Source organism: Sphingomonas sp. EU05-FHT14C10 (assembly GCF_058790595.1).
Map to the genome: position 1 here is coordinate 23,556 of NZ_JBYTEN010000002.1, position 12,894 is coordinate 36,449.

Annotated in this window: 17 protein-coding genes; all 17 read left to right on the top strand. The window is 65.5% G+C overall.

Features of this window, described 5'->3' with window-relative positions:
- Positions 1 to 5: 5 nt before the first annotated feature.
- Complete coding sequence (locus AC3WT0_RS02755; RefSeq protein ID WP_492751280.1) at positions 6 to 1,265, top strand: phage major capsid protein; 1,260 nt, start codon at positions 6 to 8, stop codon at positions 1,263 to 1,265.
- Positions 1,266 to 1,333: 68 nt separating this feature from the next.
- Positions 1,334 to 1,486, top strand: a complete 153-nt coding sequence (locus AC3WT0_RS02760) for a hypothetical protein (RefSeq protein WP_492751282.1) — start codon at positions 1,334 to 1,336, stop codon at positions 1,484 to 1,486.
- 63 nt (positions 1,487 to 1,549) lie between these two features.
- Positions 1,550 to 1,957 carry a hypothetical protein gene (locus AC3WT0_RS02765; RefSeq protein ID WP_492751284.1) on the top strand — a complete coding sequence of 136 codons (408 nt, stop codon included), beginning with the start codon at positions 1,550 to 1,552 and terminating at the stop codon, positions 1,955 to 1,957.
- 1 nt (position 1,958) lies between these two features.
- Positions 1,959 to 4,658, top strand: a complete 2,700-nt coding sequence (locus AC3WT0_RS02770; RefSeq protein WP_492751286.1) for a hypothetical protein — start codon at positions 1,959 to 1,961, stop codon at positions 4,656 to 4,658.
- Positions 4,658 to 4,879 carry a hypothetical protein gene (locus AC3WT0_RS02775; RefSeq protein WP_492751288.1) on the top strand — a complete coding sequence of 74 codons (222 nt, stop codon included), beginning with the start codon at positions 4,658 to 4,660 and terminating at the stop codon, positions 4,877 to 4,879. The genes AC3WT0_RS02770 and AC3WT0_RS02775 overlap by 1 nt, the downstream gene beginning before the upstream one ends.
- On the top strand, positions 4,876 to 5,517 hold the full coding sequence (locus tag AC3WT0_RS02780) for a head-tail connector protein (RefSeq protein WP_492751290.1): 642 nt from the start codon (positions 4,876 to 4,878) through the stop codon (positions 5,515 to 5,517). Before AC3WT0_RS02775 ends, AC3WT0_RS02780 begins: the two co-directional genes overlap by 4 nt.
- Positions 5,514 to 5,855 carry a phage head closure protein gene (locus AC3WT0_RS02785; protein ID WP_492751292.1) on the top strand — a complete coding sequence of 114 codons (342 nt, stop codon included), beginning with the start codon at positions 5,514 to 5,516 and terminating at the stop codon, positions 5,853 to 5,855. Before AC3WT0_RS02780 ends, AC3WT0_RS02785 begins: the two co-directional genes overlap by 4 nt.
- Positions 5,855 to 6,349: a hypothetical protein gene (locus tag AC3WT0_RS02790; RefSeq protein WP_492751294.1), complete on the top strand. Its 495-nt coding sequence runs from the start codon at positions 5,855 to 5,857 to the stop codon at positions 6,347 to 6,349. Before AC3WT0_RS02785 ends, AC3WT0_RS02790 begins: the two co-directional genes overlap by 1 nt.
- Positions 6,342 to 6,731 carry a DUF3168 domain-containing protein gene (locus AC3WT0_RS02795; RefSeq protein WP_492751296.1) on the top strand — a complete coding sequence of 130 codons (390 nt, stop codon included), beginning with the start codon at positions 6,342 to 6,344 and terminating at the stop codon, positions 6,729 to 6,731. Before AC3WT0_RS02790 ends, AC3WT0_RS02795 begins: the two co-directional genes overlap by 8 nt.
- A gap of 72 nt (positions 6,732 to 6,803) precedes the next feature.
- The gene (locus AC3WT0_RS02800; protein ID WP_492751297.1) at positions 6,804 to 7,235 is read left to right on the top strand and encodes a phage tail tube protein; all 432 of its coding nucleotides are present in this window, start codon (positions 6,804 to 6,806) and stop codon (positions 7,233 to 7,235) included.
- Positions 7,235 to 7,516 carry a hypothetical protein gene (locus tag AC3WT0_RS02805; protein WP_492751299.1) on the top strand — a complete coding sequence of 94 codons (282 nt, stop codon included), beginning with the start codon at positions 7,235 to 7,237 and terminating at the stop codon, positions 7,514 to 7,516. The genes AC3WT0_RS02800 and AC3WT0_RS02805 overlap by 1 nt, the downstream gene beginning before the upstream one ends.
- Positions 7,513 to 8,004, top strand: a complete 492-nt coding sequence (locus AC3WT0_RS02810; protein WP_492751300.1) for a GTA-gp10 family protein — start codon at positions 7,513 to 7,515, stop codon at positions 8,002 to 8,004. Before AC3WT0_RS02805 ends, AC3WT0_RS02810 begins: the two co-directional genes overlap by 4 nt.
- Positions 8,005 to 8,178: 174 nt before the next feature.
- The gene (locus AC3WT0_RS02815) at positions 8,179 to 8,577 is read left to right on the top strand and encodes a hypothetical protein (protein ID WP_492751302.1); all 399 of its coding nucleotides are present in this window, start codon (positions 8,179 to 8,181) and stop codon (positions 8,575 to 8,577) included.
- 5 nt (positions 8,578 to 8,582) lie between these two features.
- On the top strand, positions 8,583 to 11,228 hold the full coding sequence (locus AC3WT0_RS02820; protein ID WP_492751304.1) for a tape measure protein: 2,646 nt from the start codon (positions 8,583 to 8,585) through the stop codon (positions 11,226 to 11,228).
- Positions 11,228 to 11,830: a hypothetical protein gene (locus AC3WT0_RS02825; protein ID WP_492751306.1), complete on the top strand. Its 603-nt coding sequence runs from the start codon at positions 11,228 to 11,230 to the stop codon at positions 11,828 to 11,830. The genes AC3WT0_RS02820 and AC3WT0_RS02825 overlap by 1 nt, the downstream gene beginning before the upstream one ends.
- The gene (locus AC3WT0_RS02830; protein ID WP_492751308.1) at positions 11,830 to 12,489 is read left to right on the top strand and encodes a hypothetical protein; all 660 of its coding nucleotides are present in this window, start codon (positions 11,830 to 11,832) and stop codon (positions 12,487 to 12,489) included. Before AC3WT0_RS02825 ends, AC3WT0_RS02830 begins: the two co-directional genes overlap by 1 nt.
- Complete coding sequence (locus AC3WT0_RS02835; RefSeq protein WP_492751310.1) at positions 12,486 to 12,890, top strand: DUF6950 family protein; 405 nt, start codon at positions 12,486 to 12,488, stop codon at positions 12,888 to 12,890. Before AC3WT0_RS02830 ends, AC3WT0_RS02835 begins: the two co-directional genes overlap by 4 nt.
- The last annotated feature ends 4 nt before the right edge of the window (positions 12,891 to 12,894 follow it).

Genomic DNA, 12,894 nt, shown 5'->3' on the forward strand with positions numbered 1-12,894 from the left:
TCGAAATGAAGAAGCAGTTTGCCCTGCTCGCCTGCACGGCGAGCCTGTCGGCGCACCTTGCCGCCGCCCCCCGCGCCGTCGCCGCCATGCCGCGCGCGGATGTCAATGATCCCAAGGCGCTTATCGCGGCGCTCAACGGCGCCTTCGAGGAATTCAAGGCCACCAATGACGCCAACCTCAAGGCGAAGGCCGACGACGCGCTCGTGACCGAGAAGCTCGACAAGATCAATTCGGCCATGAGCGAACTCGAGAAGGCGATCGACGAGCATGCCAAGAAGATCGCCGTCGCCCAGCTCGGCGGCGGCAGCGATCTTGAGCCGACCGACCCTGAATATCTGAAGGCGTTCAAGGCGCACATGCGACGGGGTGACGTGTCGGCGGCCATGACTGTCGGCGTCGCGACTGACGGCGGCTACCTCGCGCCGACCGAGTGGGATCGCACGATCACGCAGAAGCTCAAGCAGATCTCGCCCATTCGCGAGAATGCGCAGGTGATCTCGATCAGCACCAACGGCTTCTCTCGCGTCTATAACGACGGGGTGATCGGTTCTGGCTGGGTCGGCGAGACCGCTGCTCGCCCGATTACCGCGACTCCCGGCTGGACCGCGCTCACCTTCAATACCGGTGAGCTCTATGCCAACCCGGCAATTTCGCAGATCGCGCTGGACGATGTGGCGATCGATCTCGAACAATGGCTGGCCAACGAGGTCGACGGCGAATTCGCCATTCAGGAAAACATCGCGTTCCTGTCGGGCAACGGCACGAACAAGCCGATCGGCATCCTGAACTACGTGACCGGGGGCGCCAATGCCGCGACGCACCCGTTCGGCGCGATCCTCGCAACGACCGCAGCGGCAGTCGGCGCGGTCACGACCGATGAGGTGCTGACGCTGGTCTATTCGCTCCCGAGCGAGCGCAATGCCAACGCCAAGTTCTTCCTCAATCGGACGTCGCTCGGCAACATCCGCAAGCTGAAGGATGGCCAGAACAACTATATCTGGCAGCCGAGCTACACCGCTGGCCAGCCCTCCACGCTTGTCGGCTATCCGGTGATCGAGGTTCCCGGCATGCCGAACATGGCGACGGGCAACATTTCGATGCTCTTCGGCGATATGGAAGCCACCTATCTCGTGATCGACCGCGTCGGCACGCGCGTGCTCCGCGATCCCTTCACGAACAAGCCCTACGTGCACTTCTACACGACCAAGCGCGTCGGCGGGGGCGTCCAGAACCCGGAATATATGCGGGCCATGAAGCAGGCCTGATTGTGAACGCGGAGCCGGCTTTGGCCGGTTCCGCACCATGATCCCGAGCAACCCAGAAGGAGGACATGATGTCCACAGCTAAAAAGCCGGAACCGGCGGCCGCCGTTGCGCAGGCGCCGGTGACCGATCAGATCGACATGAACGATCCCACTCTCTCCAATCTCGAAGCGGTCGAGAAGAATCTCTCGTCTGTCGAGCCGGCGCCCGCTCAGCCGGAATAAGCCCTCCCCCCTGACTGAGGGCCGCTCGCCCCGGCGGCCCTCGCTTTTCCCAAGGATATCCCGATGACGCTGCAACTGAGCACCGCCGTCCGCAATGCCATGCTCGATGCGATCGAGGTGGCTATCGCCGCTTCGGCCATCCTCCGCATTCGCACCGGCGCGCCGCCCGCGAACGTCGCGGCAGCTTCGACCGGCACCGTGCTTGCCACGCTCAACCTGCCCGCAAACTGGATGCAGGATGCCGCAGCCGGCGTGAAGGCGCTGCTCGGCACATGGCAGGACACCGCCGCCGATGCCTCTGGCGTTGCCGCGCATTTCGAGGTCGTCGCGAACGACGGCACCACGCGCCACATGCAGGGCACGGTCACCGCGACCGGCGGCGGTGGCGACATGACGCTCGACAACACGTCGATCGTTTCGGGGCAGACGGTCACAGTCACGTCCTTCTCGCTCACCGCCCCGAACGCCTGATATGGCCCTTGCCTCGATCAACGCGGCGGGCTGGTCGGCCGAATATTCAGGCACGCCGCCTACCTTTGCGCCCGACAGCTCGCCCGAGACGATTTCGGTCTCGCGGCAAGGCTTCGACGCGACGGGGGCGGCGGCGGTCTATGTCGAGCAGATCACGCTGACCAAGCGCGTGCGTCAGGCCTATCCTAACCAGGCGTCGCTTTCGGCTGCCACCGTTTCGCTGTCCGACTATGTCTATTCGACCGACACGATCTCCGGAGTCACGAACAATTCGACCGAGATCAGCCCCAAGCCGATCGCGCAGTGGCTCCAGTCCGACCGGCGCATCGTTGGCAATAGCATTTCGGTCGAGATTTTCGCGGTCCACCGCAATGCACGCGGCTTGATGCCCATCGCCGCCGTCATATTCACGGCGACCGACGGCACGACGACGATATCGCAGACGGTCGCTGCGCCGGCCATTTCGACGGCCGCGAACGACCAGTGCCCGGTTCTGGCCTACAAGGCGGTGCTGGATATCACGTCGCTGGCCGACAATGCCGATATCACGGTGAATGCGAAGGTCTATCCGTGGATCGGCGGTGCCGGTGCGGTCGCCGACAGTTCGGCGCTCGCGGTCGACAGCACGGGTTTCTGCGCGCAGCTTTATCGCAAGAATACGTCGCGCGCCGCCGCGCCGCTCTATTGCTATGTCGATTCGACGAGCGGCAGCGACAGCACGGGGGTGGCGAGCGCCAATGCGGCGACGGCGGCGGCATCGCCGGTCGCGACGATCGGCGGCGCCTGGGTGAAACTGCGCGCGCTGATCGGCGGGGCGACGGTCGATGGCTGCGAGGTGCGGCTGAAGGCGGGGACGCATGTCTTCGGCGCGGGCAACGTCTTCAACACCTATCAGTCGAAGGCGGAAAATCTGATCACCCGCGACCCTGCGGCGACGCGGGCCAGCGTGATCCTGCAATTTGGCTCGGCCAATCTGGGTTATGACAATATCAGCTGGGTGCGGGTCGAGGATGTCACGATCCAGCGCACCGGCATCTATGCGTTCAACATGGCCAAGGCCGTGTGGCGCAACGTCGATTACACGGGCGGGGGGAGCGGCTTCAAGGGCTTCTCGGGCAACGTCTATATCGAAGGCGGGTTGAACGCGACCAGCCTGGATAATGATTTCGTCGCCAGCACCGGGCAGAAGATTGGCCTGTTTCGCGGCGCTGCGACGAGCGGCGGTCCATTTCCGCTCGATGCGACCGCCGTGTTCGGCTGCAGCTTCGCCGTCGCCCCCGGCTTCGGCTGGGTCGCCGGTCGCCGCGACGGCACGATGGTCTGTTTCAACAGGATCATGGGCGCGACGGCGGAGGTGTGGTCGCCGGGCGGCGCGGCGGTCAGCGGTGTCGCGTTCATCCAGAACCTGCTCGAATGGAAAGGCGCGGGCATATCGGTCTCGTTCGGCCCGTCGCGTGACGCCGACACGGGCTCGATCACGCACCTGTGCGTCTGGCACAATACGATCCTGGGCGCGAACAGCGCCGGGCGATCGAACATTCTCTATGATGACGGGCCGAACGGCAATCTGCGCACGCATAAGCTGCAATCGTTCGTCGGGAATATCCACGCGCAAATCAACACGAAGAGCGACTGGTTTGCCGGGGTCAATTCGGGGCTGGCGGATGCGTCGAGCCATGTCGGCAACTGGTCCTATCTCCACGGGGTCGGGTGTCGCGGCGAAGTCAGTCTCTATCTCGACGCCGGCCCCGGTCTTCCGCAGTTCCGGCAGGACTATCCGGGCCTGAAGGCGTCGATCGGGACGAGCAGCGTGACGCCCAACGCCGTCAATTTCGTGACCTACGGCGCGGTGACCTATAACGGATCCACCTATACCGCCGGTGCCGGCGGCTCCAATGCGCGTCTCACCGGCTCCAGCAATGCCGCCTATGGCCGCATTCCGGTCAGCACGGGTGTGCTGCCCTTCGATCTGCAGGGTCACGCGCGGCGCACAGATGCCGCCGCCGCTGCCGGCGCCTACGAAAACGAGCAGCCGATCGTCAGCACGGGCGGCCTTACCGCTACGCTCGGCGCGATCCAGTTCGCCGCAGCCGGCGCGGTCGCCAATCCGCCGATCGTCGGCACCGCCGCGATCACGCTCGGCGCGGTCACGCTGGCGGCCGATGCCGACGTGATCGTGAAGGGCGCGGCGGCGATGACGCTGGGCGGACTGACCCTTGCAGCGGACGGCGCAGTCGTCGGCGGTCCGATCACCGCGACCGGGGCGATCACCGCGACGAGCGAGCGCACGATCAAGCCGACGCCCGTGCCGAGCGGCACCGGGGCCAGCGACGTGACCGTGCCGACCAGCGCCTATCGCTGGACGGCGATCTTCGATCCGTCCGACCGCACGCCGTTCGCGATCGACTGGTCGGGGCTGCTGCTGAGCGACGAGAAGGTATCGGCGATCCAGAAGATCACCATGTCGGCGGCCGGGGCGGCCGTGGGCATCGAGATCGACACATCGACCGGGCGCACGCCGATCATCGGCACCGACGGCAAGATGACGCAGTTCTGGTTCCTCTGCGCTGCGGGCTTCCAGAACAACGCTGCCTTCCAGAATGGCGGCGTGCAGATCGGCCTCTCTGTCCTCGTCCGCACCGATTCCGACCCGTTCAAGGAATATGAGCGGACAGGCGTGCTTCAGGTGGAGCAGCTCTGATGTCGGTCGACAATGGCCGCCGGGTGCGCCTGATCGTCGACGGACTGTTCGACGGTATGGCGGGGGAGTCTGGCGGGATCGTGGCGTTCGTGCCCAATCTGTCCGCAATGCGGCCGGAGGCTGCGCGCGGCGGCATTATGGACGGTGAGCCGGTGCTGCTCACGCTGGACGCGCGGCGCTCCGATGGCCGGATCTACTCCTATCGCTGGAGGCGGCCATGACGATCGACGAGATGCGCGCGATCCTCGGCCTGCCCGAAAGCACGCCGCCCGAGACCGTCGTCCAGCTATACGGGCAATATGTGCTCAATCAGGCGTCCGCCGCCGATCTGCTGCCGCTGGCGCAGATCAAGACGGCGCTGCGGATCACGACCGATGCCGAGGACGACACGCTCGCGCAGTTCCGGCTGACGGGCATCGGCTGGGTCGAGGATTATACCGGCATCATCCTCGCGTCGCGACCGGTCACGCAGCAGTTCAAGTGTTTCAACCGCTTGAGGCTCCGCGCCTGGCCGGTCAACTCGATCGTCAGCATCAACTATTTTGCGGCCGACGGCACCGCGACCCAGCTCGCCGATAGCGAATATCGCCTCATGGCGATCACGCGCCCCGCGCAGGTAGGGCGCGCTGCGTCGGGTGTGCCGAGCGCTGCCGCGTGGCCGGCGACCATGGGCGGCGTCGATGATGCGGTGAGCGTCACTGTGCAGGCCGGATATTCGTCGGCCGATGCGATCCCGAACGAGTTGCTCACGGCGGCGCTGGTGATCATCCGATCGCTCTATGACGATCGTCGGGTCACGCCGGAGGCCGCCGACAGCGCCAAAGGGCTTTGCCAGTTTCATCGACGGTGGATGGTATGAAGTTCGTTGCGCTCGCTGCCGGCGACCTGAACCAGCTGGTGTCGATCGAGATCGAGCATCGCGAGCCCAATGGGCGCGGCGGCTGGAATCCCGTCGGGTGGACACAGGTCGGGACCGCATGGGCGCAGATCATCCCCCTTCGCGGCGACGAGGCGCTTCGGCTCGGCGCTGAGCGTCAGACGATGCTCTACAAGGTCGTCATCCGCTATTGGCCCGGCCTCACCTCCCAGCACCGCCTGCTGTGGAACGGCACGCCGATGAATATCAGGATGCTGGGTGATCCCTATGGTCGGCGCGACCGCTGGGAAATGACCTGCGAAGTCGGGACGGGCGTCTGATGGCGCGGTCGAAAGTTCGGGGCCGCGCGCGCACGAAGCGCCTGCTCAAGGCGATCCCGCAGGTCTATCGCAATGAGATCGTCGATGCTTTCGAGGAAGCCGGTCCGCAGTTCGTGTCGGCCATGCGCGCCCGCGCGCGTCAGAAGACGGGCGCTCTGCGGCGGGGCATAAAATATCGGGTTCTCAAGGGTCGCTTGAGCCTGAAAATAGGCCTGCTTGGTCGAGACGCCCCTTTTTACGGGCGCATTCAGGATCGCGGCCGCCGGGCGCAGGTCGTGACCGTTCGGCGCTTCAAGCGTGGATCGGCGCGCTCGTATATCCGGGGCATCAAGAGCGGCTCCGGCGTCATTTCGTACAAGATGCGCGTCCGCGCGATGCAGGGCACGCGCTTCGTCACGGGCCAGTTCACCAACCTGCGCCGCGCTCTGTCCGTCAAATTGAGCCGTGGTTTCGAGCGGGGCCTGAAGGCGCTCAGCGGGGGTGGCTATGAGTAGCGCGCTGAGCGTCGCGGAGCTTGCCGCCTACCAGCGGCTCGCGCCGAACATCGTTGGGGCGGCTGTCTATCAGCACGTCCCGGACGAGGCCGCGCTGCCCATCGTGATCATCGGTGACATGGATGGGCGCAGCGTCGGCGCCAAGGACGACGGCGGCGATCGCTTCGTCAGCCTCACCATCCAGTCGATCACCCAAGGCGAAGAGCGGAAGCCCTGCCTTGATCTGATCGAACAGATCGAAACGCTTTTCGATGGGTTTGCGACCACGCTCGACGGGTGGGAACTGACCTTCGCGTTCGAAAGCGGCGACGCGATCCGCGACGACGAAAGCAACATCTACCTCGGCCAATCGGTGCTGACGATCCTCGTCTCTCGCGCCTGATTTTTCTGAAAATTCAACGTCTCCGGGGGGTGCTTCGCCAGCGCCCCTCATTTTCATGGAAGGAGAAGCACGATGGCGAAGCGCCTAGGCAATGACTACCGGCTCTGGATCGAAAGCGCCACGGCCGGCACCTTCAACGAGATCAAGGGTCAGACCACCCTCAAGATCAGCCGGCAGGCCGGATCGATCGACACGTCGACGAAGGACGACTTCCCCTATGGCACGCAAGCGCCCGGGCTGAAGACGCTGACGGTCGACGTCGAACTCTACCCCAACCTGCCCGACGCGAACGGCTACACCCGGTTCGAGACGCTGTCGCAGGGCTCGACGCCGGTCAATTTTCAGGTCCGCAAGGGTGGATCGGCTGGTGCTGCGGGCGATGTCGTGTTCGAGGCGTCGATGTATATCGGCAACTTCGATACCGACATGTCGAAGAACGATGTGCTCAAGGTTACGGCCCAGCTGACGCTGGCAGCTGCGCCCGGGACCGACGTTCTCGCCTGATGGCCGGCACGATCAGGATCGGAGCGAAGTCGTATGATACGGCTCGCCCCGACAACCTGGCCGATGAACTGGCGGCCGGCCTTGGCCTTGGGGTCGACGAAGCCCGCCAGTTTCTCTGTGATCGGCCGTCGGCCAGTCTCGTCGCGCGCGCGCTCGCTCCCTTTCTGGACGAGCCGCGCCCGGCGACGGCTGACCTTGCCCGCGAGATCGCGGCGGCCGGAACCGCCATGGTCGCGGCGGAAGTCGCGGCCATGCTGATCGACGAAGGGGATGACGAATGAACCTGGCCGATGAACTGCGCGGCGAAGTCGATATCGAACTCGACGGACAGCGCTTCGTGCTGCGGCCCAGCTGGCAGGCGGTGCGCAAGATCGAAAGCATGCTCGGACGGGCACTGATCCCGCTGGCCATGCAGGCGGAACAGTCCGCCCTCAATCAGGACGAGATGGCAATCATCGTCGCCGAGCTGGTCCGCGCATGGGGGCAGTCGCTTCAGGTCGACGACGCAACGCCGCTGATCGACAAGGCGAACGCCTCTGCGGCGCGTGGTGTGAACGCCGAGCGCATCGGCGAACTGCTCTATTCGGTGGGCGTCATGAACGTCATGCCGCGCGTGAGCCTCGTGCTCGGCCTGGCGGCGAGCGGTGGGTGCTTGCCGTCGGGGGAACTGAAGACGGTGGGGACGACGATGATCCCCGAGACCCCCGCCGTCGAATCGCTGGACTCGCCAGCGCCTGTCTCGGGTGGACAGCCGACCAGTTCTGGATGAGCACCGGTCATGAATTCTGGTCGGCGTTCGAAGCGTGGAAGCTGATCAATAGTCCGAGCGAAGAAGATTAACGGAGTTGCCAATCCAGGTCGCCCGTTCCGCGCATATTTAGTTCTCAGGGCCGCCGCGCCTACGCCGCGAATATCGACTTTTAAGCATTTAGGATTTGAGCCGATGTCAACTAATAGCACGCCTGTTATTGCGCCCGAATGGAGCGTTAGTCTCTCCGGAAAATCATATGAGCTTCTGCCTTCGGTCGATCGCCTGATCGCCGTCGAGCGCCTGTCTGGTCTCACGATCTTCGGTCTCGTCGACCGCGCGGCCGGCGATGGACTGACGCTCGACCAGCTCGCCGGGGCCGTCTCGGGATTGGCGGTCGCGGAACCGGGCGATCCGATCTTCGGCTTTGGCGGCGTGGAGGCGGCCAAATTGGGTATGTCGACCAACCGGCCCACCGTGGCGGCGGCCATCGTCGAGGCGGGGCCGATGAAGGTATCGGCCGCCCTGCTCGCCCCCCTGTCGGCCTATCTGACCGGCAAGCTCAACGCTGACGGCACCATCAAGGCGGAGTAAATCCGGTGGCCGAACGCGCGGACGTAAAAGCGCTGCTCCTTAACGTCGAAGCCAATGTCGAACTGCTTCGCCGGGGCATGAATCAGGGTATCGGCGCTGTCGACAAGTTCGATAAGCAGGCTCAACGCCTGCTCGATCGGTTCGACGGTCGCATGGCGCGCGTCGGGCAACGGGGGATGCCTGCCCTTCAGGCCAATCTCGACAAGGTCCGCGGTTCGATCGGCGCGCTGGCGGCCGGGCTGGGCGTGCTCGGCGTCGGCGCGTCGGCGCGAACCTTCCTATCGCTCGCCGATCAGGCCAAGTCTCTCGACGCGCAGTTGCGGCTGGCGACGCAGGGGCTTGGCTCGTTCGGCGAAGCGCAGGCGGACGTGCGGCGCATCGCCGCCGAGACCCGCACCTCGCTCGAGGCGACGGCTTCGCTTTACGGCAATTTCATCCGCGCGGCCGGGGAATCGGGGCGAACGCAGGGCGATGCGGCGCGCGCGACGGAGACATTCTCCAAGGCGCTGAAGATCGGCGGGGCGACCGCCGAGGAAGCCGCCAGCGCGACGCTGCAATTCGGCCAGGCGCTCGCCTCTGGCGTCCTGCGCGGCGACGAGTTCAACAGTATCGCCGAAGCGTCGCCCCGCATTCTCCGCCTGCTTGCTGACAGTCTGGGCGTCCCGGCGGGCCAGTTGCGCGCGCTGGCGGCGCAGGGCAAGCTGACGAGTGAAATCCTCTATACGGCGCTGACCGACAAGCGCTTCACTGCGACGCTCGACGCCGAGTTCGCCAAGCTCCCGCAGACCTTCGACGAATCGATGCAGCAGATCCGCAACGCGGCCGTCATCACGTTCGGGGCCTTCGATCGCGGCGGCCAATTCTCGCAGTCGATCGCCAATTTCGCCACGCAGGGCGCGACCGACATGAAGTCGCTGGAGACGGCGGCCGAAAATCTGGCGATCAGCATCAAGGCAAGCCTCGCCGGCCTGTCCAGCGCCTTTCAGCCGCTGCTCGACGCGGCGCGCGACGCCTATCGCGAAATCTACGGCATGGATTGGGGTAAGTCCGGCGCCGGCACGATCGACATTCAGGGTTCGCTCGATCAGGTCGATACCGCCACCCGTTGGCTGTCGCGACAGGGGCCGCTCGGCGCGGTGCTGACGGGCAACAGTCCGTTCTCCAATCGCGACCAGCGCACCGGCAGCAATTTCGGTGGGCGCTATCGGGATGCCTCCACCGCGTCAGCCCGGATGCGCCGGCTGGAGCTTGGCGAGCAGGTGTTGCTCGATCGCTTCGGGTTCCGGGGCGCCGGAGTCGACGCGTGGGGGCCTGTCCAGCGCCGGGAAGCGCCGAAGCCTACTCCATCGGCCACAGACACCGCCAAGGCCGCCCGAGAAGCCGCCGCCGCGCGCCGGAAGGAGGCGCAGGCCGTCGTGGACGCCGCGAACGATGCGCGCGCCTATGCGGCGGCCCAGCGCAGCGCAAACGACACCATCGCCCGTGCCCATGCCGAGTTGACCAATTCGGCCGCCGAGAGGGCGCAGATCGAGCGCGACCGGGTGGAGGCGGATCGGGTCAGCAAGAACGACGAAATCGCCCTGCAGGGGAAGGCGGGCCGCTATACCGCCGAGCGCGTCAAGGCGCTGCAGAAGCTCAACGATCAGGCCGCCGCCGCGCAGACGGCCGTGATCGACACGCGCGAGCAGCAGCGGCTGGTCGACGAGGCCGCTTCGGTCGCCTCCCGCGCGCTCGACACGCAGCGCGATATACTGGAGCAGCAGGCCGGCCTTACTCGCACCGCTGCCGAGCGCCGCGCGATCGAACTCCGCCTGCTCGACCTCCAGCGCAAGCAGGAGGAGCTTGCGCTCGACAATATCCTGAAATCGACGACGACGAGCCCGGAAGAGAAGGCGCGTGCCCGCACCGACAAGGGCACCCTCAACGCCCGCTATGGCGTCCGGGAAGCCGGCATCATGCAGTCGACGGCAGGCCCCGGGGAGGCGTATCTTCGATCGCTGCCGCAGTCGGCGGCCGAAGTGAAAGAGGCGATCGACGGGATCAAGGTCCAGGGCCTCCAGTCTCTCAACAGCGAATTGACCGACGCGATCATGGGAGCAAAATCGCTCGGCGCTGCTTTCAAGAATGTCGCCAACCAGATCATCGGCGACCTGCTGCGGATCGCGATCCAGCAGGCCGTTATCAAGCCACTCGCCACCGCCCTGTTTGGTGGGATCGGATTCGCCGATGGCGGCAAGGTGAGCATCCCCGGCTTCGCTACCGGCGGATTGCTTTCCGGCCCCGGCACCGGCCGGTCTGACAGTATGGTTGCGCGCGTGTCCAATGGCGAGTTCATCGTGAACGCCGCCGCCACCCGCGATCACCTTCCCCTGCTCGACGCGATCAACAGGGGCAAGCTGCAGGCATTCGCCGACGGCGGGCTGGTGACGCCACGGGCGCCGATAGTCTCGCCGACGGTTCCGTCGTCGTCGCTAATGAGGCGCGCCGCGCCGACCGCGCCGACGCAGGTGATCGTCCATGTCGAGGCCAGCGATTATTTCGATGCCCGCGTTTCCAGCATCAGCGACAATCGCGTGCTCGCGGCGGCGCCGGCCATCGTTTCGGCAGCGCAGGTTCGCACGACGAGCGCGCTCCGGCGGGGGAGGCTCTGATGGCGCTGGTCACCCTGCCTGACAACAGCTTCCGCAATGCGCAGTGGACGCTCAATCAGCCGACACAGGTCAACAAGTCCGAATGGACCAACAGGCGCCAGGTGACGCAGCTTCCCGGCGCTGCATACTGGACCGTCAGCGCCGACCATGTGCCGATCATCCGCGAGGGCGCCTTCAGGCCGTGGCGCTCGTTCCTCGCCGGCATGCGCGGGCAAGTGAACACGACGCGGCTGATCGCAGTCGAGGAAGCGCAGCATGGTGGCGCCAATCCTGTTGTGACCAGCGGCGTGGCCGGGGGCTTCTCCGTTGGGCTTTCCGGCATGCCTGTATCGGCGCAATTCCTGCCCGATGGCGCATTCATGACGATCACCTATGCCGACGGGCGTGAGCAGCTCGTCGTCGTTCGCGGCAATGTGATGGCGAATGAATCCGGCGCAGGCGCAGCGATCGTCGAGCCGATGTTGCTGGCGTCGCTAAGCGGTGCGACGGTCGAGACGCGCCTGCCCTGGGCGCGGATCGCCTTCAACGCCAGCGCGCAGCCCTATTCGGTCGACGCCGGGCAAATCTATTCGATCAAGATCGAAGGCACCGAGACTTTCTGATGTCCATGCCCGACGCAACGGCCTCCGCCGCCCTGGGCGGCGCAGTGGTGCGCCCTGCCTTCCTTTGCTGGCTCGATATCGTCGGGGATCCCGTGCGCGCGACGACGTGGCCGGTTTCGCTGGTGATGAGTGGGACCGGCGATTCGGATCTCGACGGCTACACGTTCAGCGCGGTCGACCCGACGATGGTCGATGTCTCGGCGGTCAAATATCAGGAAGGTGGGGCGGAGAGCGTCACGGCCTCGCTGTCCGGCCTGATCCTGCCTGACAACGATCTGCTCAACATCATCGGCGACGAGAGCAAATGGCGGGGACGCGAGGCGCGTCTGTGGGCCGGAATCTACAATGAGGCTTATGCCCAACAGGGCAGTTTCTGGAACTATTACACCGGGCGCATGGTCAGCGCGACGATGCGTGGATCGGCGCAGGCGGGCGTGATCGAGATATCGATCGAGACCTATCTTGCCGCGCTGACGCCGGCATCGAACCGCAACTATCTCGATCAGTCGCACTTCGATCCGCTCGACCGATCGGCGGAGGCGACGCTGGCCGTGATCAACGGAATCGGTTCGACGAGCGGCGTTGCGCCCGGTTCAGGCGGGTCGTCTGCGATCGGCGGAGGATCGCCGATCGGCACTCCATGGGTGAAACAGGTATGATGCGGCTGCCAGACTGGGACGATCGGCTTTCCGTGCTGATCGCCGAGCGTTTCGACGCGCCATTTGCATGGGGATCGCATGACTGCGCGCTGTGGGGCGCGGACGTGGTCGCGTCGCTGACCGGCATCGACCATGGCGCTGCATTTCGCGGGACATATAGCGATGCGCGCGGTGCGGCGGAGGCGCTGCGCATCCATGGCGCTGGCACGATCGTCAAGACGTTCGATACTTATTTGACGCGCTGCCGACCTGCGTTCGCGCGGCGCGGCGATCTGGTGAAGGCACGCGGATCGATCGGTGTGGCGATCGGCGGCGATGCGCTGTTCGTCGGCGCGGAAGGCGAGCGGGACGGACTGGTCCGCATCGCGCGCGCCGAATGGTCGCTGGCCTGGCGAGTCTGACGAA